Source organism: Mesobacillus harenae (genome assembly GCF_013343715.1).
Classification (GTDB): Bacteria; Bacillota; Bacilli; order Bacillales; family Cytobacillaceae; genus Mesobacillus_A; species Mesobacillus_A harenae.
The window spans coordinates 1-24,127 of record NZ_JABUNR010000026.1; the positions used below are offsets into that span (position 1 = coordinate 1).

A 24,127-nucleotide genomic window follows, 5' to 3' on the forward strand; every position below is an offset into this window, starting at 1 on the left:
ATGGCCAACTGGACGTGGAGAAGTCCAGTAATGGCCTAAAAGTATAGATAAGAGAGTCTATTTTCCATGAAAAATCCGCTAAAATCTAAAAAGGGGTTCGGAATGAGAACATTCCGAACCCCTTTTGTCGACAAACTGAAGCGCCCCAGGGGCGCTTTTTTTACTCTTCAGATTCAGGTGGTTTGTCAGTGTCAGTATTATTTCCGCCCTTTCTGCTGCCATCAAAAGAATACCAGGAATAGATAATTGCACTATCCTGTTCGTCCAAATCAATTACTTTTCCGCCTGATCCGCTTTGCCCCGATTTAACAACAGCCTCTATAGTTGATAGCTGCTTACGCTGCTGGAAATAGCTTTTCATTATGGCCATTGATTGGATTTTTGTCCGGTTCATATAAACCGTTGTTTTAATGATCTTACGATATCTAATGGTTAACTGCTGCTCAGTTAGATTCCATCCTGCATCTCGGTAATTTAAGAATGACCATGCAGCTGCTGGAATGAGAAGCAGCAAACTAAAAAAGCCGGTTTGCTTGAAGAACAGGAGAGAAACAGCAAGAATAGGCAGCACCATAAGCGAACCCCTTACTAGGTAGCGCGGCAAGGCTCGCTGAGGTGCGGGTTGGAGCTCAAAGCCAAGCTTATAACCTTTTAGGTGGGGCTCTAATAGACTAGGTATCCGTTCCTTTCTTACAATAGGCAAAACCAGTACTTTTGCACGTTCTTCACTTACTGATGAGCCTCCTGCACTTTCTATAAAGGCTGCTCCAAAGCCAAAAGGCTGCCGGATTAAATTCTCACTAATACGGATGGCCTGAATACGGTGCAGCGGAATCGTGAACTGCCTTTTTTCGAGAAGACCTCTTGTGATGACTAAATCATCCTCTATTCTCCGTACCGTAAAATTAGCGTACTTCACCATTGTTCCAATTAAAGCAACAGCCCAAGCGATTAAAAAACCAATAAATATGATTACGGCAACAAACACGATCCCGTTTGAAATAAATGCTTCTACCCCATTGAACAATCTTTCATAGGGTATAAACTCCTCGAACTGAAACAAGAAAGCTAACACTGCAGATATGACAACTCCTACACCACTTGATGTCGAAGCGAGGAGCAGCAATTCTTTAGGAGTAATTTTATAGACCAGCTCCTCTTTAACTTCAGGAAATTCGGAACCATCCTCCCCTATTGACTTTTTTTCTGTTAAGTACGCTTGAATTAAGCGCGCTTCTTCTCTCGAAACAGCGGTTAGGACAGCATCTCCACTATGAATTCCCATGCCCCCCGAACCTGCTGTTTCCACTGTTACTTTTACTAAACTAAAAGCCCTTTGTAAAATCCCCTCCGAAAAATCAAAGCTTTGTATGCGCTCGAAAGGGATGTAACGTTTTTTCCTTACAAACAATCCATACTCAATTCTCAACTCTCCATCCTCAATCCTGTAGGTGAACCGAAACCAGGATAGGACACCGGAAAGAAAGACAAACCCTACTATTGCCATTAATCCGTATAAATAATATGAACCCCAGTCACCATTTCGGCTGCCGAAGACAAGAAAGAAGACTAGCGGCAGAATTAATTCCTTTAATTGTCTTAAAGCATTGGATACTGCTGCAATTGGGTGAAGCCTTCGCGGTTCAGACATCTTCATCCGCCACCCTTGCGAGCCTGGATATTGAATGCCTTAATCCCTCAGCTTCGCTCAAATCAAGTGCAGGAATTTCATGAGTTGTTGCAGCTGTTGACACAGTCACCGTAGCAAGCCCATACTTTCTTAAAAGCGGTCCTTGCTGTGTATCGACATGCTGAACCCGTATCATTGGAATGAGTGTTCTTTTAATAATAAAAACACCAAATTGCAGTTCAATTTCCTGTTCCCTTACTTCATATCGCCAACGTTTCCAACGCAGGGATGGAAGCAGGAAAACGAACATATATGTATAGGATAAAGCACCTAATATTATTGCGCCGATTACCCAGATTGGCCATTGCATATAACTGGACAAGAAAATAAGGCCTGCAGAGATCAGCCAAATAAATCCCGAGTGCAGTGCACCGGAAATTCTCCAGACCTTTAAAGCACGTTCCGATATTTTACTTTGTGGTTCAGATAGCATCGTTATCCCCTCCTGCCATTTGCCCTGTGCATCCTTTTAGTATACAACAAACTTATTCAGGACGTATATTCTAAACTAGGCACCGTGGCAGCTTTACTGTAGTTTGAAAACCGCACCGCTAATTGCTTCAACCCCCTCCATATTTCTTAAATCCTCGGCCAGCTGAAACAAAGCTTCATCTTTTTTTTTGGCTTCAATCATACAGTGGATTTCAGGAATTGATCCTTTAATTTTGTTTAAAAATGCTTGAAACATTTTAGGATCAATAAATTCGGAATGGGCTCGATACTCTTTTTCTGAACGGGGGCTTGAAATATGCATCTTAATCGGTAATGCTGAATGACTCCATGTGGCAACCACACGCTCCCAATCTTCCTCCCACTCCTTATAATCATTTCTGGCAAGATGATGATGGTAATCGAATACTAGGGGAATTCCAAGTTTCTCACACAGGTACAGAGTATCCCTTAAACTAAAAGTTGTATCGTCGTTTTCCAGCATAATCATCCGCTGAATCTTATTCGGTACGAGAGCCCAATTGCTTATAAACTGTTCAAGAGCCTTCTCTTTATCTTTATAAGCACCGCCCACGTGCAGGACGCAACGATGTTCAGTGTCGACCCTCATCCCTTTTAGTAACGCTTCATGCATAGCGAGAGTTTTAATAGACGTATTAAGAATTTCAGTTTTAGTCGAATTCAATAGAACAAAATGGTCTGGATGGAAATCTACCCGCTGTTTATGCTCCTCTAAATAATCGGCAATCTTTTTTAGCGGTTCCTTTAATGCCCGCATGTATTTCCAATCATCAAGCTCTTCATGGTTTGCCAAGGGAATCAATTTGGAGCTAAATCGAAAAAATTCAATATCATTTGCAGAATTGTGCTTTAGCAGACGCAGGCAATTTTCAAGATTAGATACCGCAATCCTTTCCAGTTTAGCTATTGCCGCATCTCGGTCAGCTATGGTTTGAAATTGGCGAAGGGTCATTGTCTGAGAAGGAGATGCATTTTGCAGCTGTGTACTCATTGCAACATAGCCAAGCTTTATGATTGTCAACTTCCTTTTCCTCCTTTAAAAAGACTAAAAGGGTGCGTTTTTATTGTTAGTATGTCCAGTTTCTATTAGGTTTGCTCGCGAGTAAAGATTTAGGTTTGGATTATAGCACAAAGAATAAAAGTGCAAACGCTAGTTAAGCGACATATGGACGAGCGGAAGCGATTCGATCTTGATTATCACTCGAAGGAAGGCGAGGTACACTTCTAGCTGGGGTATTTAGCTGGATGGAACCAGCAAACAATTACCTTATAAAAAACAGAAAAGCCACAGGATATTTTCCTGTGGCTAAGTTATTACTATTTAGGGGATCTTGATTTATCCCGATCACGGTTATTGCTATAGTTACGTTTAGAGCCCGAGCGCGGCTTCAAGCCTTTTCTCCCGCTATCATTACCTCTTCTGCGATCTTGAGGCTTCTTGTCTCTCCCACGGCCGCCTGACATAGGCTTTTCTTCCGTAAGCTTAACAGGAGTTTGATCCGGTTCTTTAGTCTGCATTCTAAGAACAGCTGCAACAACTGTGATAGCATCATGCTTTTCAATAAGTTCTGCGGCAGTCTGCTTGTAGAACTGGAGATTGTTGGATTCAATTGCCTGAACAATTTTTTCAACAACAGCCTTTTGCTGACCTTCCAATGCTTCATCAAGGGTTGGAATTTCAAGCTTCTCCATCCGTTTTTTGGTTGTTCTTTCAACAACTTGTAAATACGATCTTTCTCTAGGTGTAGCAAACGTAATTGCCATACCTTGTTTTCCTGCACGGCCTGTACGTCCAATTCGGTGAACATAGCTTTCAGGATCCTGAGGAATATCAAAATTATAAACATGAGTTACTCCGGAAATATCGAGTCCGCGGGCAGCAACATCTGTTGCAACGAGTACATCAATGGAACCCTCTTTAAATTTCCTAAGAACCTGAAGACGTTTAGCCTGGCTTAAGTCCCCATGAATTCCTTCTGCCATATAACCACGTAAAGTCAGCGCTTCTGAAAGCTCATCGACCCTGCGTTTAGTCCTGCCAAAGATAATCGACAATTCTGGCGTTTGGATATCTAAAAGCCTAGTCAACACGTCGAATTTGTTCTTTTCGTGAGTTTCAACATAGAACTGTTCGATCGAGGAAACTGTCATTTCCTTTGCTTTCATACGGACGATCTGCGGGCTCTTCATAAACCGTTCCGCAATTTTTTGAATCGGGCCTGGCATCGTAGCAGAGAATAAAAGTGTCTGGCGCTCTGCAGGTGTCTTGGAAAGAATAGATTCAATATCCTCAATGAAACCCATGTTAAGCATTTCATCTGCTTCATCCAAAATTACCGTCTCCACAGTATCAAGACGCATCGTCTTTCTGTTGATGTGGTCTAATAGACGGCCAGGTGTGCCCACTATGATGTGAGGACCGTTTTTAAGTGCGCGAATTTGGCGGTTAATATCCTGTCCTCCATAAATTGCAAGAACCCCGATCTTTTTACCTCCGCCAATTTTGTAAAGCTCTTCAGATACCTGAACAGCTAACTCACGTGTTGGCGCAATAATAATCCCTTGGATAACCTTTTTCTCAGGCTTGATTTTTTCAACAAGCGGGATTCCAAAAGCAGCTGTTTTACCAGTACCTGTTTGTGCCTGGCCAATCAAGTCTTTGTTTTCAAGGCTTAAAGGAATTGTCTCCGCCTGGATAGGAGTTGCCTCCTCAAATCCCATTTTCTTAACAGCTTTTAAAGTTGCCGGGCTAATGCCCAGATCTTGAAACATTGTCAAAATACCTCAATCTCCTTCGTTTTCAAAAATATTTATATTTTAGTTTTTAAGTGACTATTTTCGTTTATTTTAACCATAATTGAATTAGACCTTATTAGCAAAAAAAGACATTCTCCTGCAATGGGAGCATGTCAGCCTACAAGATTTTCTCACTTAGACACTAGAAGTTAATTCTACCATCTTTAGGAAATGATTGCAATCAAATAGGTCTGCCAAAGACTTTGCACCCGTTCATGTTATGCAGGATCTAACAGAAAATCATATACTTCTCTAAATAGCTGTTCCTTCTCTTCACTGTGGCAAATTACATGTTTAGCATTTTTTAGAAATATTAGCTTTTTTTGAGCAGAACCAAGCGTATTATATAAATATTTGGCACTTCGCGGGGGGACGATTCCATCACTTTCCCCCTGTACAATAAGGGTCGGGATGGTCACTTCTTTTAATATCGGCCGGATATTTGATACTAATTTGCGAAATTGAATAGTTGCTTTAAATGGTGTTTGTTGAATTTTTCTCTTATAGCGTGTAAATAGCTCATTTTCAAGCAAGTTTCCTTTAAAAGAATCCTTCATCATTATCACGATATCTGCTGCGAGCTGTTTGGGATTTACATAGTAGGCAGCCGCACTAAGTAAAACAAGCTTTTTTACAGGGTAGCGCGCTGATAGATAGCTTGCTATGAGCCCACCCATAGAAAACCCAATTATATATACCTGATCGCATATTTCAAAAAGATTATGCAGCTTTGCTTCCGCGTGTTCAATCCACTGCCTATACTCAATACCGTCTAAGCTCAGGGGTTCTCCGTGTCCAGGGAGGGTTGGCACTTCAAAAATCCATTCAGTTTTTTCTTTTAGAAACTCCACTAATGGTTCAACTTCAAGTGGAGAACCTGTAAAGCCATGTATACATAAACAGCCGATCATCACTATCACCCGCAATTATTTCTCATTTAAATCTTTCCCCAATTTTGAGGTTTCACACGTATTTCATTAAACCTTTTTTTAACCACTCAGGAACAGGCAGCTTACAAAGTAGTAATGGATCACTTTCTAAATTAGGGAGTTTGCGAGCGAATGAAGATTAAGGGGAATGGCTTTGAAAAACTAGGCCCCTCGGGACAGCCGAATCCTTAGGAGCCATGACCAACAGGAAGGAATCAGCTATCTATAGTTTACTTTATTTTTGAAGCGAATGAACAGCTTCCTCGAGCCGCATTCCTCTTGAAGCTTTAACAAGCACAAGAGTTCCTTTATCAGTTTGTTTTTTCAGCTCACTGATTAAACTTTTCTTATCGCTAAACGACCGTACTCTATTCTCACTAAGTGATGTTTGGGCACCTTTAGCAATAAATTCAGCCAACTCGCCAAAAGTAAACACATAGTCGATTTTTGCGGCATCGAGATCAGCGCCAATCTGATAATGAAATTCTTCCTCAAGCGGCCCAAGTTCCAGCATGTCACCAAGCACTAATATTTTTTTGCTGTACCCCGGTAAATTGGCTACAAGGTCAATCGCTGCTTTCACAGAAGTTGGACTGGCATTATAGGCATCATTTATAATTTTTTCGCCTTTTGCCCCTTCTACCATTTCCATCCTCATGTTGGTAAGCTTTAAACTGGCAAAGCCCTCGTTCATCTCTTCAAATGAAATACCAAAATCCCTTGCGACAAGCATCCCGGCCATTGCATTCATAATATTATGGGCACCTAACACCGGCAGCTTAAATAACTGATTGCTCCCATTAATCATAAAGACGCTTCCGCTTGTACCTTGCTCAATTTTAATAGGAAAACAGTCGTTTTCCCTGCCTTTTCCAAAAGTCTTGATTCGCTGGCCTCCTGAGTAGGAAATCAGCTGATTTTGGAGCAAAGGTTCATCTCCGTGGTAGATAATAAGGCCATTTTCTTTTAACCCTTTAATAATTTCCAGTTTTGCTTCGGCGATCGCCTCTCTTGAACCCAAATCCAAAAGATGCGACTCGCCAATATTTGTGATGATAACAGCATCTGGTCTTGCCAGCTTCGATAGAAACTCAATTTCTCCCCTTTTGCTCATTCCCATTTCGAGGACTGCTACTTCTGTATCTTCTTCGAGCTCAAGGATAGTCAATGGCAGTCCAATATGGTTGTTATAATTCCCGCCAGTTTTATGTACCTTATACTTTAAAGCCAGCAGATTGGCTGTTATATCCTTGGTCGTTGTCTTACCATTGCTCCCTGTTATCCCGATTACCTTAAGATTTAATTCATCGCGATAACTTTTGGCTAGCTTCTGGAGTGCAGCTAAGGTATCTTCCACTATAATAAGAGGAAGGTTTTCAGGCGGGTTAGGCACATCCTTTTGCCATAGTGCTGCAGATGCCCCACTTTTTATAGCGGCCTCAACAAACTCATGCCCATCAGCCTTTTCTCCCTTAAAAGGAACAAATAAATTACCTTCTGTGATTTTACGAGTGTCAATCGATACTCCTGTTACCTGGATATCGCTGTGTCCAGGATTAAAGTTGTCCGCCTGAATCATCCTGGCTATATCCTTAAGCAATTTCCGGATCATAAGAAACCTCCAATACCTTGTGTTTATTAAAATGTGTATTTAATCTTTTGCTTTTCACCATGGCGTTCTATCCCAAGGTTTACGAGCCGCTCAATCAGCTCTGGGTATTCAAGATTGGTATGCTTCCACAGCAACGGGAACATACTGTACGGGGTAAAACCAGGCATAGTATTCACTTCATTAATAAAGAACTCTCCATCCTTCGTCAAGAAAAAGTCTGCTCTGACAAGCCCTGAGCAGTCCAATGCCTTAAACGCGTTAATGGCCATCTTTTTTAGTTCAAAGTATTCATCAGAGGAAATTTCAGCAGGAATAATTAAACCCGTATCTCCATCTTCATACTTTGCCTTATAATCATAAAAATCTTTTTTAGGTACAATTTCCCCGGCAACGGAACATTCAGGATCATCATTTCCTAGTACACCCAATTCTATTTCTCTTGCAGTAACACCCTGTTCAATGATTACCTTGCGATCGAACAAAAATGCTTCCCCGAAGGCAGCTTCTAGCTCAGTACGATTAGTACATTTGCTAATTCCCACGCTGGAACCAAGATTAGCTGGTTTAACAAAGCAAGGATACCCTATATTATCTTCTACCGACTTATATACCTTCGCCGGCTCCCTTTCCCATTCAGAGCGAATAAACGCTACATAGCTTACCTGCGGAAGGCCAGCCTGGGCGAAAATATTTTTCATAACAACCTTATCCATTCCCGCAGAAGATGCCAGGACCCCATTGCCTACATATGGAAGGTTCAATAGTTCCAAAAGGCCCTGAACAGTTCCGTCCTCACCGTTCGGTCCATGAAGAAGCGGGAAAATCACATCAAGCGTATTGTTACTTTCAGATGAACCATCTTGAAATACGATCGGGCTGAAACCAGGAGACGGAAGTGATTGATTGCCGCCAAACTCTAACTCCTTAACATGTTCGACAGGTTTGTCCAGTTGTTCCCCTTTAATCCATTGTCCGTCTAAAGTTATGTATATGGGATGAATTTCAAATTTGTTGAAATCAAGGGCTTTGATTACAGCAAGAGCTGTCTGCATCGAGACTTTGTGCTCAGCTGATTTTCCGCCATAAAGCAGTCCAATTTTTGTTTTCATTTTTTTCCTCCATTCTTAGGCACTTATATTTTACCACTTTCTTAAATTACAGAGGGAGTGATAACCTTCTTTCATTAGAATCTTTTTGAGTTCACTACTGCTTTACTATTTCCTTTTTCATCCCATGTAAACACCTTAATAATTGATTAGCCAAGATCATGCAAAAATGAACGTAAAAAAAGGCAGCCATTTATATATATGTAAGATTAGCTCGGCTAAAAACTCGCTCTTTTATATACATCCTTTTGCCCGAGTGCTGTTTTTACAGAAATTTAAACACTGACATTTCCACACTAATTGTACCTGTTGCATAGTTTTGTTGTTTATTAATCCGCCTAGTGCTACTCCAAATTGACAGACTATCTTAAGACAAGCAGAAGGCAGCCACCCCTAGGATTAGCCGCCCTCTCTCTATACATTTATTCTGCAGAAATCTCCCATTCACGCGTTTTTTTATCATAAATGAGTCTGCTATCCCACCTTTGCTTCCCAATGTGTTTAAACTCTTCACGCATTTCATCCATATCAGCAAAGTCGCCAATCGTCCAAATGGGTATCTCTGGCTTATTTCGAACTAGCCCGGTATTTTGGAACGAAAAAACAGCCCCTTCTCTCATGAATGGGATCAAAGATTTGATTAGATCCTTGTTTATGGCAGGATAGGTCCGCTTTTTCTTAACTCCCAAAAGGGATTTTTCAGGTTTCAAGACGCTCATCTTAGCAGAGAGTGCACTGCCTGCCATTGTATAAAAATGATTCAGATTTCGATAATATGTTTTATTGTACCACCCATCCTCAGATGCAAGGTACACGTATCGGTTTTCAAGCTGGTTGTAAAACGGAGGCCTTAAATGATGCTTTTTATGGCCTAAATATAGAATTTCAGCTAGCTCTTGCCCTGTTAGAAAATTTAAGTTCTCCACATCTTCAAAATCAATCCAGCAAAAGTCTTGGTAGCTGCTGACATCTGAAGTAATTAATTTTCCAAGGCGGTCTGCCTGAACGTATTCCAGCTGCGTATCCGAATTAAAGTCTCCATCTTCATACCGATGCTTTATAAGCAAGATATTACTTAAGCTGTCTGAAAGAGCATACGTAAATTCATTAAACTCAAATCCGCTCGTTATTACATACTGGTCTCTTTCGTTTAAATGAATGTAGACAAGTTCCAGATTAGAATGCTGGTTTTTTTTCAATTGTGTTACCCTCCTGAACAACCGCCAATTAAAAAGCTGCTTTATTTCTGCATATTCCATAATCAAGCATATATTATTATTAAACACTCTAACATGCTTTTTATCTTCTTTATTTTAACAAAAATCAAAGAAAATATCTGTTTTGATGAATGAAGTGACAAAGCTTATAGAGCATTCTGCGAATTTTGTTGTTTGTGGCCTTTTAGTGGAAATCAACTGTCAGTTAACAGAGCCAGTCGATAATTATTTCCAATATATTCGGGCGGCTTATTCCCTTCTAAATTTATTTTCATTATAATATGGTTGCATTCTATTTATCTGAGCAGAAGAGTCCAATAATTTTATATAAGGTTTTAAAGTTAGCCTTTTATGAATTCCGATAAAATAACATAGATTAAGACTTTTGGCTGTTTTCGTAAACTTTGTTGCTATTTTAAAACGCAGTCGTTGAATTTCACTTTTGACACGCTTTCCCCGGGGCCTGCGGGGTCTCACCTGTCCTGCTGGAGTCGCATCTTCCGCTCCAATCAAATTTAGTTTTCTCAACTTATGCAAAAACAACAATCTTTTAGAAAAGAGCCAAACTTTTATACCATAATGATTTAGTTCATAGATAATCTACCGGAAGGAGCGTGTGACAGATGATTAAAAACATGACAGAAGATCAAATTACTCTCCATATTATTAAATATATAAAAGAAAACAAGAAGAAAGACTTTGAAGCTGTTATAGATGAACTGCAGCCCTATGATATTGCCCGTTTTTATGATGATCTTCCGTTAAAACATAAAACACGCTTTCTTCTTTTTTTAAAAGCAGACGCACTCGCCGATTTAATACAAGAACTTAATAAAGAAAAACAGCTCGAAGTATTAAACAAGCTTGGGATAGAACGGACAGGTAAAGTCCTCGATCTAATGGATAATGATGATCTTGCCTCTCTTTTGGACGATCTCTCTCCCCAAAAAATAGAAACATTACTCGCCGGTATGAAGCAAGAAGAATCAAAAATCGTCCAAGATATTATGAACTACCCTCCAGAAACAGCAGGACGTCTCATGACAAACCGTTTCGTGTGGATCCGCAACTATTATACGGTAAAGGATGCTGTTGAAAAGTTAAAATCATTTGCTGATTTTGCTGAGACCATTAACTATCTTTATGTTGTCGACCAAGATCGAAAGCTAGTTGGAGTTGTATCATACCGAGATTTATTGATCGCAGAACCTCACGAAATTATTAGGAATATTATGTATGAGCGAGTCATCTCGGTTATTACGACTACTGATCAGGAGGATGTTGCCACCATGATCGAGCGGTATGACTTTCTGGCCCTTCCAGTAGTTGACGATGAGAGCGGCGTCCTAGTAGGGATTGTTACAGTAGACGACATTATTGACGTCGTGATTCAGGAAGCCAATGAAGATATTGAAAAACTATCAGCTTCCGGGAAATCGATTGATTTTGAAACAAAAACTCTTGTTGCAGCCTATCGGCGGCTGCCTTGGCTTATTTTGCTATTATTTATTGGGGTAATCTCAGGGAGTATCATTAGCAGCTATGAAGAAACCATTGATCAGGTTGTTGCCCTTGCCTTTTTCATGCCGATGATTGCAGGGATGACCGGAAATACCGGAACCCAGTCACTAGCTGTTGTCGTACGAGGACTAGTTTCAGTTGATGTTGACAAAAAGATGGTCCTGCGATTAATTGGACGTGAATTTGGTGTTGGTTTAATTATCGGGCTTATATGCGGACTGTTAATTTTTATTATCGCTTATGTATGGCGCGGTAGCCTTGTACTCGGATTTGTGGTTGGATCCTCTTTATTCCTGACTCTCATAATCGGAACACTTGCCGGAACGGTAATCCCGCTAATTTTATATCGGTTTAAAATTGATCCTGCTGTCGCTTCTGGGCCGCTGATTACAACACTTAATGACATATTTTCTCTGGTAACATACTTTGGCCTTGCAACAGCATTCCTGCATTATCTTCTCTAAGAAACCAATATTTGTATAACCATATAAACTTCCGGTTCCTATAAGGGACCGGTTTTTTGATTTTACAAATGTTCCAAGACATGAATAATCATATGTGTTTTTGTATCCAGTTCGAGTGATTATATCTGTGCTCACCTTTCTGCGTAAAGTTGACATTGAAGCCTTCCGATCTTAATGTTTCCTTTATCAGTTGGTACACACGCTTCCCTTAACGGACATTTGCACTATTGTTCAGGAAACTTCCGACAAGCTTCTTTCGTCTATAGAGTAGGCTTAGAATATTATTTAATTCTCAATAAGAAAATATTGTAAGGATATTTTTTCTTTGCTAGCATAAAATTGTAAAAGTTTACTAAAGAAGCTGGTGCTAAAATGGAACGATCTCCTAAAAATCATGATAAATTCGACTGGACCCTTACCCTGATTTTACTTCTTTGTTTTATCATTAGCTGTACGGCTATTTATAGCGCCCAAACAACAGGCCAGTATGCAGATAACTTTGTCCTTAGACAGGTCTTCTGGTATGCAGTAGGGGCAATTATTATCAGTATTGTTGTACTGTTTGATAGTGAACAATTTTGGAAGCTCAGCTGGTATCTTTACGGCTTTGGGGTTTTTCTCCTGGTATTGTTAGTAATCGCACCTGAATCCATTGCTCCAATAAGGAATGGCGCAAAAAGTTGGTTTATTATCCCTGGACTGGGATCCATTCAGCCCTCAGAATTTGTTAAAATCTTTTTAATCCTGGCATTAAGCCGAGCCATCATTTCCCATACAAAAAAATATCAAACAAAAACAATAGGAAGTGACTTCCTGTTATTTTTTAAACTCGGGATTATAACGTCTATCCCTTTAGGCCTGATTATGCTGCAGCCAGATTTAGGTACAGGCCTTGTGATTGTGGCTATTTTTACTGGCCTGATTCTTGTTTCAGGAATTACCTGGAAGCTAATTATTCCTATCTATGGCACTGGAATAGTTATTTTTTCCACTGTTTTTTATCTCGTTATCTCTAATCCCGATTTCCTTGAAAAATATTTAAAGGTTCAGCCATATCAATTTAGAAGGATTTATGCCTGGCTTGATCCTCATAGTTTTCAGACCGGGGACGGGTACCACCTAATCAACTCAATGCGTGCAATAGGATCAGGGATGCTGACAGGGAAAGGCTTTAACGGAAGAGAAGTTTACATACCAGAAAACCATACAGATTTTATCTTTAGTGTAATCGGAGAGGAATATGGATTTGTAGGTGGCAGTCTTGTAATTGGCATCTTCTTTCTATTAATCTACCATTTAATTAAGACAGCGCTTGAAACGACCGACGCTTATAATACTTATATTTGTGCCGGTGTCATTTGTATGATCACCTTCCATGTTTTTCAAAACATCGGAATGACCATTCAGGTGCTGCCGATTACAGGGATTCCGCTTCCCTTCATCAGCTATGGAGGAAGTTCACTAATGGGAAATATGCTTGCAATGGGGTTGATTTATAGTATTCGCTTTCATCATAAAACCTATATGTTTTCTAATTCTGAACTATAAGAACAAAAGCCGATGCACCTTGAACACCTCCGACAAATTCATAATGTGAAGCCGACTGTTTAGCGCTGGAGCTGGGTGTAGACAACGCATATTATTATCCATAATGAAAATTTTTCACAAGAAAAGACTCCCACTTTGGCAGTCTTTTCTTCGGCTAACCTCCTTTTTACTTTTCACCATTAATCGGACAGCTTTTCCTTAAGTCTTTGCTTTTGAATAATACGCAAAATCGAAAGCGTAAGGAAAAACAAAACAAATACGCTTAACAATGTTAATCCGAATGTATTGAAGTGGGCCAATTTCGAGACAACACTAATCAGAGTGGCCGTATATAGGCTTCCGAGCAATAGTTTCATTTCCTTATTCTTATAAAGAACCGTCCATTTTGCCCCAAACTGAGATCCTATTAATCCGCCTGCGATTAGGCAAAACCCTATTGGATAATTAATCGTGACCGCCTCAGTATACGTATAAGAGAAGAAACCAGTAGTAACTATCGCTAATACAGCCAATAGACTCGTGCCAACTGCTTTTTTGGGTTCCAACCCTAGAAAAGCAATCGTTAGCGGAACCATTATGAACCCTCCTCCTACACCAAGAGTAGTTGATACAGCACCACCTAATAAACCAATTAGAGCTAGTCTTACTAGCGGCGGGAATCCCCGTTTTTGTTCCGTTGTTAAGACAGCTTGCCCATCCCAAATCATCGTAAAAGCAAAATAGGCTAGAAATGTTATATATAAACCTGGAATAACAATCTCATCCCAGCCTCGTTCGTTTAAATAAAGCACAAAAGGCTTTGCTGCCTGTGTGGCAGCCATACCAAAGATGCCCAGAGCCAGCCCTTTTCGCCACAAGATGTTTTTCAAGCGATAATGTGCGATTACGCCAGAAACGGAAGTCCCCATTGAGAAAAGCAAGCTGGTCACAATAGCCTCAAGCGGAGAAAAACCTAATAAAAGCAGGATTGGCGTTAAAATAAAGCCACCCCCTACTCCAAAAAAACCTGACAAAATACTAATGATGACTCCTAGAAAGAGAAATAACAATAGATCCACGTAAAACATCCTTCGACAAGTGTTGCTTTTTATCTATATTATACCAGACCTTAACGACCCATTCGTCCCTAAGACTTTAAAGCATAAAAAAGGTGCACCTGTAATCAGGTGCACCTTTTACCTATATTGTTATCGCATAGATTAGGAATTTTTATACAAGATGGCCCTATTTAGGTAATTAAACTTTAAATCTTTTTACCATTTCCTGAAGGTTTTCTGATAGCTTTGTTAGAGATCCGGCTCCTGTCTGAATCTCCTCCATGGAAGCAGACTGTTCTTCAGTGGCCGAAGCAACCGAATGAGTGTGCTGCGAAGTACTTTTCATAATTTCAGTAATTTCAGCAACTGACTTATCGACCTCTTCAAATCCATACGTCAGCTCTTGAGTAGTAGCTGAAACTCCTTTGATACCTAAAGATATTTTGTCGATCGAATTCCGAATCTCCCCAAATTGGGTCGCAGTATCATTCGTTAGCTCCACTCCCTCGGCCACAATTCCTTTTACGGAGTGAATGGCATGGACAGTACCATCTGTCTTAGCTTGAATCATTTTAATTAATTCACTAATTTGCTTGGAGGACTGCCCAGACTGCTCAGCAAGCTTACGTACTTCGGCTGCAACTACAGCAAATCCCCGACCTTGTTCCCCTGCTCTAGCAGCTTCAATCGCTGCATTCAATGCAAGCAAATTTGTTTGTTCGGCAATGCCATTAATCAATGAGGTAATATGGCTGATTTCCCGTGCGGATCCAGCCAAAGAACTCATCTCTTTATCGGCTTCATCAACAGATAGATGAATAGACTGCATTTGGCTGACGATTTGATTCACACTATTCTCTCCATATTCTGCCTGGTCCCTTACTGCGGCGGCCTCATCAGCGAGCCCAGTTGTGCTGAGTGCGATTGCTTGCAGCCCCTGCAAAGATTGTCTGACAGACAGAAGCCCGTCCTCAGCCATCGCCGATTGTTGCAAAGTTCCTGAAGCGATTTCCTGCATAGAGGCCGAAACTTGTTCAGATGTTTGTTTAGTTTCCTCAGCACCGGCTGAAAACTGTTCGGATGCTGCAGCAATCTGATCAGCCGAGACTCCAATCTTCAGAACAAGTTCACGTATAACTGAAATAAACTGGTTGAAGGATAGAGCTAACACCCCAAATTCATCCTTTTGGTTATATAAACGAATTTCTCTTGTTAAATCTGCTTCACCAGAAGCAATTTCAGCCATCTGCCTATTAAGAGTATTCAAAGGCTTCAGAATGGCTTTCAAAAGAACAACGGCAATAACAACTCCGGCTAATGCAGCAATAGCCGAGACTGAGAGAATGATAATCTGACTTGTTCTAGCATTTTTCTGAAGCTCTCGCTTTAAAGCAGCCACTTCGCTTTCCAGGTTTTCGGAGAGTTTATTTACGGCTGGCTCAAGCTCTTCCTCTCGCACAATTCTTTCTTCTGCAAAATGGATTCTTTGTGCACGCTCAGCATCAAGCTGAACATTTTTAATAATGGATTGATTTAAGGCCCAATATTTAATCAGGTTATAATCAATCAGTTCTAGAAGTTCTTTTTCAGTTGTATCATGCGAAAGGGATAATAAATCCTGAATGGATTGCTGTAATGTATTGTTCTTATCTTCCATTCCCTCAGCAAATGCGGGTTCACCAGTGAGCAGCAGAGCTCTTTCATCGTTAGACAGTCCCGTTAGCTCGTACTGAATTGATTTTGCTATAAGACTCATTTCCATTTTTTCTTTTAAGTAATCGTTTTGGGTAACTGTTTTATTAAGTGCCATGCTTGAAAAAACACTTACAAAAGCAATTGATAGAACGAACACAGCTATAATCCCTATAAATTTCGTTTTAATTTTCATAATAGGATATCCTCTTTCTGATTATCATTGGAATAAAAATTAAGATTGAAAAACCAGCACACCAATCATTTTGTCTCTAACAGGTTTATCGTCCAGTTCAGTATTATTTTAAGAACTTCCGAATTTATTAAGCTGTTTTTCGTAAACTTTGTTGCTATTTAAAAATGCAGTCGTTGATTTCCGCTTTTGATGCTCACTTTCCGCGGGGCGGGCGGTGGGCCCGCTGGCCATTGAAGGGCTTCCTCGAATAACCCACGCACGAAGGAAATGCGACAGCGTTTTCGAGGAGTCTCGCATCTTCAACTCCAATCACAATTTAGTTTTCCATGCAAAAACAAACAATCTTTTAGAAAAGAGCCATTAAGTTTTATATTTCCTGGATGAAAATTAAAAGAGCCGTCAGCAAGACAGCTCTTTTAACTAAAATTATTAATGAAAAAAATCACTAAAAATATAATAAAGGCATAAAAACTAATGTGCAAAAAAACGGTAGTCAGAAAGTCTCTAAGTTTATCTAAGGTTACTGGCTCACTCTTTTTCGCTCTCGCCCTCATTACTTCACTCCCCTACTTGTAAAACTAACCTTTATATCCAATTTTTTCTTATAAATGAATAATACCATATGGGCAGCTGTTTGTGTCGAAGGAGTGTGTTTATTAGGGAAGATTATGTATCAATCCTGTGAGTTACAGCTGGCAGAAGAATAGTGAATTTCGTGCCTAAACCCATCTGACTATCTACCTTTATGCTTCCTTTCATTCTGTTTACAATATCATAGCTGATCATTAACCCGAGGCCCGTACCCTTTTCCTTTGTTGAATAATAAGGGTTGCCAAGCCGCTCTAGCTGCTTTTTGTTCATTCCGATTCCTTCATCCACTAGTTCAATATAAATATCTTCATTACGTATATAGGCATGAATAGTGAAGTTGCCGCCATCTTCCATAGCTTCAATGCCATTTTTAATAATATTAATAAGAAGCTGGCGGACTTCCTGTGAATCCGCATTCACCTGTAAATTTTCTTCGATTTCACTGCTTATATTTATATTGGCCATATGGGCGTATGGCTTCATGAATTCAATAATCTGATATAAAAGGGCTGTTAAATCAAGGTGATGTTTTCGAGAGTTATTCGGTTTAGCCAAAGATAAAAAGTTATCTATAATTGTCTGTGTTCTATCGAGTTCCTGGAGGGACACAGACAGGAACATATCATAGTTTCCTGGAAGGCTTCGGTCATTTTGAAGAATTTGCATAAAACCACGAATCGTTGTCATTGGATTACGAATTTCGTGTGCCACAGAAGCAGCCAGCTGGCTGATGGCCGAAAACTTCTCTGCTTTATGAAGCTCATTAATGGTTTTCAGCTGAAAGTTGGTCATTTCAATTATATAGATAGTTCCAGCAAGAGCAATAAATGAAACAAAAGTATAAATAAGCAACAGTATTATCTGCTCCAAAGAGCCTCCAATCAACAAAGCCCCTGCTCTTGTTGTTCCAACAATCAAGATTACGCCTAAGCCAATGAGCAGTTTATTCTTAAGAGACTTGTGCGAATAGAATTTACGAAGAGATAAAAATAGAATAAATATGATCGTGTAATTGAGCAAAATTATCGGTACGAAGCTTCCTGTGATAAAACTCTGGACCCCAATTATTAACCCCAGCAATCCAATACTTACAGCAGGTCCTATATAAAACATACAAATAAAAAAGGGAATCAGCTTCAAATCAAAATAGAGGCTTTGATCAAATTCCACTGGAAAAATCATCGTTAAGGATGCTGCAAGAAAGACAGAACCAATAAACCACCTTCTTTGATGGATCTCCCGTCGTTGCATATATAGATAGTTATACATAAACCCCAAAAAGACTATAAGGGAGAAGTGTAAAATCAAATCTTTTGTAAAGCTTACCATTAACCTTCTCTCCTTTGCTCACCATATGAAAATTCTCTAACTTTCCCCTCATTATCACCCTAATGTAAGAATTCAGCAACACAAATATATGTAAAATTTTACTTTATTTCCTTTAATATCAAAAGGAGGCTGACCCCTAAATTCAGCCTCCACTCTTTACTCTATATGCTTATATACATGAATCTGTTGAAAGTTTAATAAATCATACTATTGTCATGATACCATTTGAACTCGAGCAGGTTGTTAGCAGGGTCAATTAAGAAGAAGGTAACGTGTTCTTCTTGTCTGCCTTTAAACCTGACCATTTCTTTTTGAAAAAATGGCAAATTATTATCTTCCGCCCATTTGAGAGTTTCATTAAACTCCTGGCGATTTGTAAAGGTAACACCAAAATGCCGCGGGTACATTTTCGGAGATTCATCCACGCTTTCAGGATTTAAATGGCAGACAACCTGGTCACCAAAGAAATTAAATGTTACCCTGTCATCATATCTTCTCGCAAGCTGGCATCCAAGTCCTTCGTAAAAGCTTACGGTCTCATCTAAATCCTTGCATGGAATCGCAAGGTGGAAGACCTTATTTATGTCCCTCATTGCTTCTCCTCCTTTTCTATTTGAAAAAATGTATCAGAACGAAGGCCAAGCCGTAGCGTTTCTAATGCTATTGGGTCGGAAAAAGCGATATTAGCCAGATTTACATTGGCACCTGCCATTTTTATAAAAGCAGTCTGCATTGCTTTTGTTGGTGCTTCGAAGATAATTTTATCCAGGTTAATACCTGATAGTAAAATTTGATCGATAATGTCGAACCGCATCTCGCCGTTATCTTTGCACATTCCGCTTGTTCCGCTCTCCCTCGCCTCCGTGATTACCTTTGCCGCACCCGCTTCAAGATCTTCCTGGATATATTCCACCCACTCGTCTGCTCCCTGGGTATTAGCAATTGAACTATCCTTCTGGCCTACTTCACTAAAAACCCTAAATTCCTTTGAAAAATCAGCAATAAACCCTGCTTTTTCTTTGTTTGAAATTTCAAAGGTACCGTTTGAGATTTCAATGTAGTTTGCTCCGTAATTCCTATTGTATCGATGAAACTCATCTACCTTTCCCTGGCTTAGAAATTTCTCAAACAAAGTGCCGCCAAAGAAAAATTCCACTCCATTTTCATGAAGAAAGGCAATTTTTTCATCTAATGTATTTGTAATAATCGATGTTCCCCATCCAAATTTTACAAAGTCAATAAATTCTCCAGCACTGCTAATTGTATCCTTAAAAAAGTCCAATGGAATTCCATTATCAATCAAAACTGATATTCCATATTTCCTTGGTTTTAACTGCCGTTTAGGCAAGCTTAATCCATAGTAGCTCACATATCCACCCTCTCAATTATTGGAGTTTGCCCTTTGGATTTAATCTGCATGACAAAGGTGCCATCCAATTCTTTTACACATAGCCCAATATCCTCTTTATCAAATTCTGGCTGTGCATCGTCAAAAAATTTCTCTGCAGCAGCTGAATTTCGAATTCTTTCAGCTGTCAATGAAGCAGAGCATGGTTCATTATTTATCAACGCTGATATATATTGCGCACAGGCCAAATCATCATCACCGGAAGGATGTGAAGCTACCACATTAATGAGGAGACTCTGTCTCGGCCCACAAATTTCTCTGGCATACTCAGCTGTAGCTTTCGCATTTGTAAATCCTGTAACAAGTACGATTTCTGCGTCTAGTGCATTTAAGGCTGCTGTTACACCGTTGGTTGTTTTCTGGATCAGTGTTTTCCCATCTATATTGGATTCTACAATCGTTTTTGGAGAGTTATCTAGGTCAAACCCTTCAATTGGAAGGCCGTTTACCTCTCCAGCTAAAAGATGATCCGGATAATTCTCTTTTAGTAAGAACGCCTCGTTTTGAGTCCGCGCGAGCCATATTTCTTTTGCGCCATGAATAAATGCGTAATGGGCAACCGTAAATGCACGAATAACATCAATCACAATATTAACCTGTGCATGCTTTAGTGATGGACAATTTCCCTGGTGTATGTTTATTTCCACGTCATCTCCCCCACTTTCCTACAGGGTTCTCTTTTCCTTTAAATCTCTTAAACTGCACTCTAGTTCATTAAAGGATTTGTCTGGTTTTTTAGCGCTCAAAGGAATTATATTCGCCCAAAGGGGATGTGGTTCCTAATTTTTGTTCTTTATGAGCACTTCCCAGAAATAGGCTTTTACCCTCCGAACTATTTCACCTCTACTGAATAATCTGCCTTTAAAGCCATACCATTTTTTTATATTAGATCACCATGGTTAAAAGGGGGGAAATGTATGTCTAAAACCTTAACTTTTGAGACTTGGGATGATGAGAAAGTAAATATGCTAATCACTGAATGCAGTGACTTTATGGGCGTCTTAAAGTGGGCCTTCCGGGAATACGGAGATAAACTTGTTTATGCTTGCAGCTTTGGTGCCGAGGGGATCGTACTTCTTGATTTAATTTCCAAGGTAACTAGCCAAGCTAAAGTTATCTTCCTTGATACGGATCTTCATTTTAAAGAAACCTATCAGCTTATTGATAAAATCAAATCCAAATATCCAAACTTACAAATTGATCTTGTTCAACCGAGCTTAACTCTCAATCAGCAAAAAGAACTGCATGGCGATAAGCTATGGGAATCGAATCCCAACCTTTGCTGCCAGATTCGAAAAATTGAACCGCTGACTGACCAGCTGTCAGGTGTTCACGCCTGGATTTCCGGGCTCAGACGTGAGCAGTCCCCAACTCGAAAAAACATTCAATTTATTAATAAAGATAGCCGGTTCAAACGGGTAAAGATTTGTCCATTAATTCAATGGACATGGAAGGATGTTTGGGAATATATCAAACTCAACAATCTTCCTTATAATGAGCTGCATGACAGAAACTACCCTAGTATTGGCTGCGAAAAATGTACACTGCCCTCCGATGATCCTTCTGACTCCCGTTCCGGAAGGTGGGCTAATAATGACAAAACCGAGTGTGGACTTCATAACGGCTAGGAGCAGAAGCTCATGACGGTTATCGTTTTGGTGTTTATAGCAGCATTTTTCTTTGCAATAAATATTGGCGCTAGTGGAGCAGCTGCAACAATGGGAATTGCCTATGGTTCAGGTGCTGTTAAAAATAGAAGACTTGCCTTGCTAATCTGTGCTGCCGGCATTTTTCTAGGGGCAGCTTTGGGGGGTGGAGAAGTCGCAAAAACATTAGGTTCAGGGCTTATTCCCCAGAATGTTATCAATATTAATATCTCTTTAATTATTCTTTCTGCCGCTACCCTCTCGCTCTTTATTGCAAATATTGCAGGGATACCTTTATCAACGAGCGAGGTTACGGTCGGTGCGATTGTAGGCGTAGGGATTGCCTATAAAACTTTGTATGTCGGCACTTTACTTACCATTGTTGTCCTTTGGTTAGTCATTCCGCTGATTGCATTCCTTCTTGCTGTCATTATAGCTAAATTTATCAAGCTGACAGAAGACAGGCTGCAGTTTCTAAACCAGAAAAAGTGGATGCGTTTTATGGGCATTCTTGTCGTCTGTACCGGCTTTCTTGAAGCCTTCTCAGCAGGAATGAATAATGTGGCCAATGCGGTAGGTCCCCTAATAGCTGCTGGACTTATTAGTATGGATAGCGGAATTGCAGCAGGAGGTCTGTTTGTAGCCGCTGGAGCCCTCTTCCTTGGGGGTAGAGTGGTCGAAACAAACGGAAAAAAAATAACTCAGCTCAGTCTTTTACAGGGCAGCGCAGTCTCAGGACTTGGGGCGGCCTTGGTTATCGGTGCGTCTCTCTTTGGGATGCCTGTCCCTCAAACTCAAATTACAACCTGTAGCATTCTCGGTGTGGGGTTCGCTGATAAAGGGTGGAAAATATGGGAGAAAGATATAATTGGAAAGCTCCTGAAGGTTTGGATTGTCTCTCCCCTCTTTTCTCTCGTGATCTCTTATAACCTTGTTAAGATTTTTCTCGATTTTGATATCTATTCCGTCGTAATTGTCATAGCTGTTTTCGTAGCAACCATCGGATCCATTAGTTTACTGAAATCGAGCGACTATAAAAAAACAGTTTTTTATAAAGAAAATGCTCGTGTTAAAAAGGCAGGAGGAAGATAAAATGATACAGCCTCATGGAGGTAAATTAATAAACAAAATGTGCAGCGAATCTCTGCCATTAACCATTAAAAATAACATAGAATTAGACAGCATCTCCCTGAGTGATCTTGAATTGCTGGCAATAGGCGGCTATAGTCCACTGGAAGGTTTTATGGGAGAAAAAGATTACAGTTCAGTAAAAGAGAAGATGCGGCTGGCTAACGGAATTCCCTGGAGTATACCAATTACTCTTCCAACTTCAGAGGAATCCGCCAGAAAAATCGGGGTCGGTGAAGAGGTTGGCCTTATAAAAGATGGAATTTTATACGGTAAAATCCTAGTAACTGATTTATATGTACCAGACAAACGAGAAGAAGCAAAGCATGTTTTCCAAACAGATGATATCGCCCATCCTGGTGTAAAAAAGCTTTTTGAGCGCCCAAATGTATATCTAGGCGGCCCTATCACGATGTTTCGCCGTCCGGAAAAAAACCAATTTGAAGAATTCCGTCTTGATCCTGCACAAACCAGGATTGAGTTTGCAAAGCGCGGCTGGAAGACAATTGTTGGATTCCAAACGAGAAATCCCGTTCATCGGGCGCACGAATATATTCAAAAGGCCGCTTTGGAAACGGTCGATGGGTTATTCCTAAATCCCCTTGTTGGTGAGACAAAAGCTGATGATGTTCCAAGCGATGTCAGGATGGAAAGCTATTTATCATTAATAGAAAATTATTACCCTAAAGAACGTGTACTCTTAGCTGTTTTTCCGGCAGCTATGCGCTATGCCGGCCCACGTGAAGCAATTTTTCATGCAATTGTCCGAAAAAACTATGGATGTACCCACTTTATTGTTGGCCGTGACCATGCAGGTGTTGGTAATTACTACGGAACCTATGATGCCCAAAATATTTTCAAGAATTTTACTGAGGAAGAAATAGGCATAAAAACACTTTTCTTTGAAAATAGCTTTTTCTGCAGGCGCTGCGGCAATATGGCATCTCCTAAAACTTGTCCACATGACAGTTCAGAACGGGTTTCACTGTCAGGTACAAAAGTCAGAGGGATGCTCCAGAATGGTGAAATGCCACCTTCCGAATGTACTCGCCCTGAAGTGGCGAAAATACTGATTAAAGGAATGCAGAGCCCGCTCATTCCCTCTGGAAGTGGCCGTAGACATGAAAAATAATATTGTTTGGCATAAAGCAGCTATTAGTAAAAAGGATCGGGAGCGGTTAAACGGACATAAAAGCTGTGTACTCTGGTTTACCGGGTTATCCGGCTCAGGAAAGTCCACGCTAGCAAATGAGGTGGATCGACAGTTATATGCCAGACGGATTAAAAGTTATGTGTTGGATGGAGATAATATCCGCCACGGCTTAAATAAGGGACTTGGATTTAGCAAACAGGATCGCATTGAAAACATCAGGAGAATTGGCGAAGTAGCCAAACTATTTGTAGACAGTGGTCAAATTGTCCTTACAGCGTTTATCTCTCCTTTCCGGGAGGATCGGGATCAGGCTAGAAAACTATTTTCAGATGATGAGTTTATTGAGGTACATCTGGACTGCCCGCTCAATATTTGCGAACAAAGAGATCCAAAAGGATTATATAGCAAAGCAAGAAGCGGAGAAATTAAACAGTTCACTGGGATCGACTCTCCTTATGAGGTCCCGCTCAATCCACAATTAACCATTAAAACAAGTGAACAATCCATTGAAAAAGCGGCTGAACAGGTAATCTCTTATCTAGAGCAAAACAGCTACTTTTAAGTTTCCTTGCCCTCTTCCAATATGGAGAGGG

20 protein-coding genes are annotated in these 24,127 nt (G+C 40.2%); 6 read left to right on the plus strand and 14 right to left on the minus strand.

What is annotated here, in order from left to right; genetic code table 11:
- Positions 1-160: 160 nt before the first annotated feature.
- From HRJ06_RS21910 to HRJ06_RS21945, 8 genes are all read right to left on the minus strand, one after another.
- Positions 161-1,651, minus strand: a complete 1,491-nt coding sequence (locus HRJ06_RS21910; protein WP_174735080.1) for a PH domain-containing protein — start codon at positions 1,649-1,651, stop codon at positions 161-163.
- Positions 1,644-2,123, minus strand: coding sequence for a PH domain-containing protein (locus HRJ06_RS21915; protein WP_174735081.1), 480 nt, complete (start codon positions 2,121-2,123; stop codon positions 1,644-1,646). The genes HRJ06_RS21910 and HRJ06_RS21915 overlap by 8 nt, the downstream gene beginning before the upstream one ends.
- Before the next feature lie 93 nt (positions 2,124-2,216).
- The gene (gene uvsE, locus HRJ06_RS21920) at positions 2,217-3,182 is read right to left on the minus strand and encodes a UV DNA damage repair endonuclease UvsE (protein WP_174735082.1); all 966 of its coding nucleotides are present in this window, start codon (positions 3,180-3,182) and stop codon (positions 2,217-2,219) included.
- A 296-nt stretch (positions 3,183-3,478) separates the two neighbouring features.
- On the minus strand, positions 3,479-4,933 hold the full coding sequence (gene cshA, locus HRJ06_RS21925) for a degradosome RNA helicase CshA (RefSeq protein WP_174735114.1): 1,455 nt from the start codon (positions 4,931-4,933) through the stop codon (positions 3,479-3,481).
- A 242-nt stretch (positions 4,934-5,175) separates the two neighbouring features.
- Entirely contained in the window at positions 5,176-5,868 is a 693-nt protein-coding gene (locus HRJ06_RS21930) for an alpha/beta hydrolase (protein WP_174735083.1), read from the minus strand.
- A gap of 253 nt (positions 5,869-6,121) precedes the next feature.
- Complete coding sequence (locus HRJ06_RS21935; RefSeq protein WP_174735084.1) at positions 6,122-7,498, minus strand: UDP-N-acetylmuramoyl-tripeptide--D-alanyl-D-alanine ligase; 1,377 nt, start codon at positions 7,496-7,498, stop codon at positions 6,122-6,124.
- Between the two features lie 26 nt (positions 7,499-7,524).
- Positions 7,525-8,607 (minus strand): D-alanine--D-alanine ligase, encoded by a 1,083-nt coding sequence (locus HRJ06_RS21940; RefSeq protein WP_174735085.1) that lies wholly within the window; start codon positions 8,605-8,607, stop codon positions 7,525-7,527.
- 419 nt (positions 8,608-9,026) lie between these two features.
- Complete coding sequence (locus HRJ06_RS21945) at positions 9,027-9,803, minus strand: hypothetical protein (protein WP_174735086.1); 777 nt, start codon at positions 9,801-9,803, stop codon at positions 9,027-9,029.
- A 641-nt stretch (positions 9,804-10,444) separates the two neighbouring features.
- On the opposite strand from HRJ06_RS21945, the gene mgtE reads away from it, so the two are divergent.
- Entirely contained in the window at positions 10,445-11,806 is a 1,362-nt protein-coding gene (gene mgtE, locus HRJ06_RS21950; RefSeq protein WP_174735087.1) for a magnesium transporter, read from the plus strand.
- A 372-nt stretch (positions 11,807-12,178) separates the two neighbouring features.
- A complete protein-coding gene (locus HRJ06_RS21955; RefSeq protein WP_174735088.1) occupies positions 12,179-13,354 on the plus strand; it encodes an FtsW/RodA/SpoVE family cell cycle protein in 1,176 nt (391 codons plus the stop codon).
- Between the two features lie 179 nt (positions 13,355-13,533).
- Here the strand turns inward: HRJ06_RS21955 and HRJ06_RS21960 are convergent, their stop codons facing one another.
- From HRJ06_RS21960 to HRJ06_RS21985, 6 genes are all read right to left on the minus strand, one after another.
- Positions 13,534-14,412: a TSUP family transporter gene (locus HRJ06_RS21960; RefSeq protein ID WP_174735089.1), complete on the minus strand. Its 879-nt coding sequence runs from the start codon at positions 14,410-14,412 to the stop codon at positions 13,534-13,536.
- Positions 14,413-14,590: 178 nt separating this feature from the next.
- Positions 14,591-16,279, minus strand: a complete 1,689-nt coding sequence (locus tag HRJ06_RS21965) for a methyl-accepting chemotaxis protein (protein ID WP_174735090.1) — start codon at positions 16,277-16,279, stop codon at positions 14,591-14,593.
- A 666-nt stretch (positions 16,280-16,945) separates the two neighbouring features.
- On the minus strand, positions 16,946-18,199 hold the full coding sequence (locus HRJ06_RS21970) for an ATP-binding protein (protein ID WP_174735091.1): 1,254 nt from the start codon (positions 18,197-18,199) through the stop codon (positions 16,946-16,948).
- A 194-nt stretch (positions 18,200-18,393) separates the two neighbouring features.
- Complete coding sequence (locus HRJ06_RS21975) at positions 18,394-18,792, minus strand: VOC family protein (RefSeq protein WP_174735092.1); 399 nt, start codon at positions 18,790-18,792, stop codon at positions 18,394-18,396.
- Positions 18,789-19,568 carry a phosphosulfolactate synthase gene (locus HRJ06_RS21980; protein WP_174735093.1) on the minus strand — a complete coding sequence of 260 codons (780 nt, stop codon included), beginning with the start codon at positions 19,566-19,568 and terminating at the stop codon, positions 18,789-18,791. Before HRJ06_RS21980 ends, HRJ06_RS21975 begins: the two co-directional genes overlap by 4 nt.
- On the minus strand, positions 19,565-20,254 hold the full coding sequence (locus HRJ06_RS21985; RefSeq protein WP_174735094.1) for a 2-phosphosulfolactate phosphatase: 690 nt from the start codon (positions 20,252-20,254) through the stop codon (positions 19,565-19,567). The genes HRJ06_RS21980 and HRJ06_RS21985 overlap by 4 nt, the downstream gene beginning before the upstream one ends.
- A 270-nt stretch (positions 20,255-20,524) precedes the next feature.
- On the opposite strand from HRJ06_RS21985, the gene HRJ06_RS21990 reads away from it, so the two are divergent.
- The 4 genes from HRJ06_RS21990 to cysC are packed head-to-tail and all read left to right on the plus strand — an operon-like array spanning position 20,525 to position 24,096.
- Positions 20,525-21,235, plus strand: a complete 711-nt coding sequence (locus HRJ06_RS21990; RefSeq protein WP_174735095.1) for a phosphoadenylyl-sulfate reductase — start codon at positions 20,525-20,527, stop codon at positions 21,233-21,235.
- A 12-nt stretch (positions 21,236-21,247) separates the two neighbouring features.
- Positions 21,248-22,345 carry an inorganic phosphate transporter gene (locus tag HRJ06_RS21995; protein ID WP_174735096.1) on the plus strand — a complete coding sequence of 366 codons (1,098 nt, stop codon included), beginning with the start codon at positions 21,248-21,250 and terminating at the stop codon, positions 22,343-22,345.
- 1 nt (position 22,346) lies between these two features.
- Positions 22,347-23,513 carry a sulfate adenylyltransferase gene (sat, locus tag HRJ06_RS22000; RefSeq protein WP_174735097.1) on the plus strand — a complete coding sequence of 389 codons (1,167 nt, stop codon included), beginning with the start codon at positions 22,347-22,349 and terminating at the stop codon, positions 23,511-23,513.
- Complete coding sequence (gene cysC, locus HRJ06_RS22005; RefSeq protein ID WP_174735098.1) at positions 23,503-24,096, plus strand: adenylyl-sulfate kinase; 594 nt, start codon at positions 23,503-23,505, stop codon at positions 24,094-24,096. The genes sat and cysC overlap by 11 nt, the downstream gene beginning before the upstream one ends.
- The last annotated feature ends 31 nt before the right edge of the window (positions 24,097-24,127 follow it).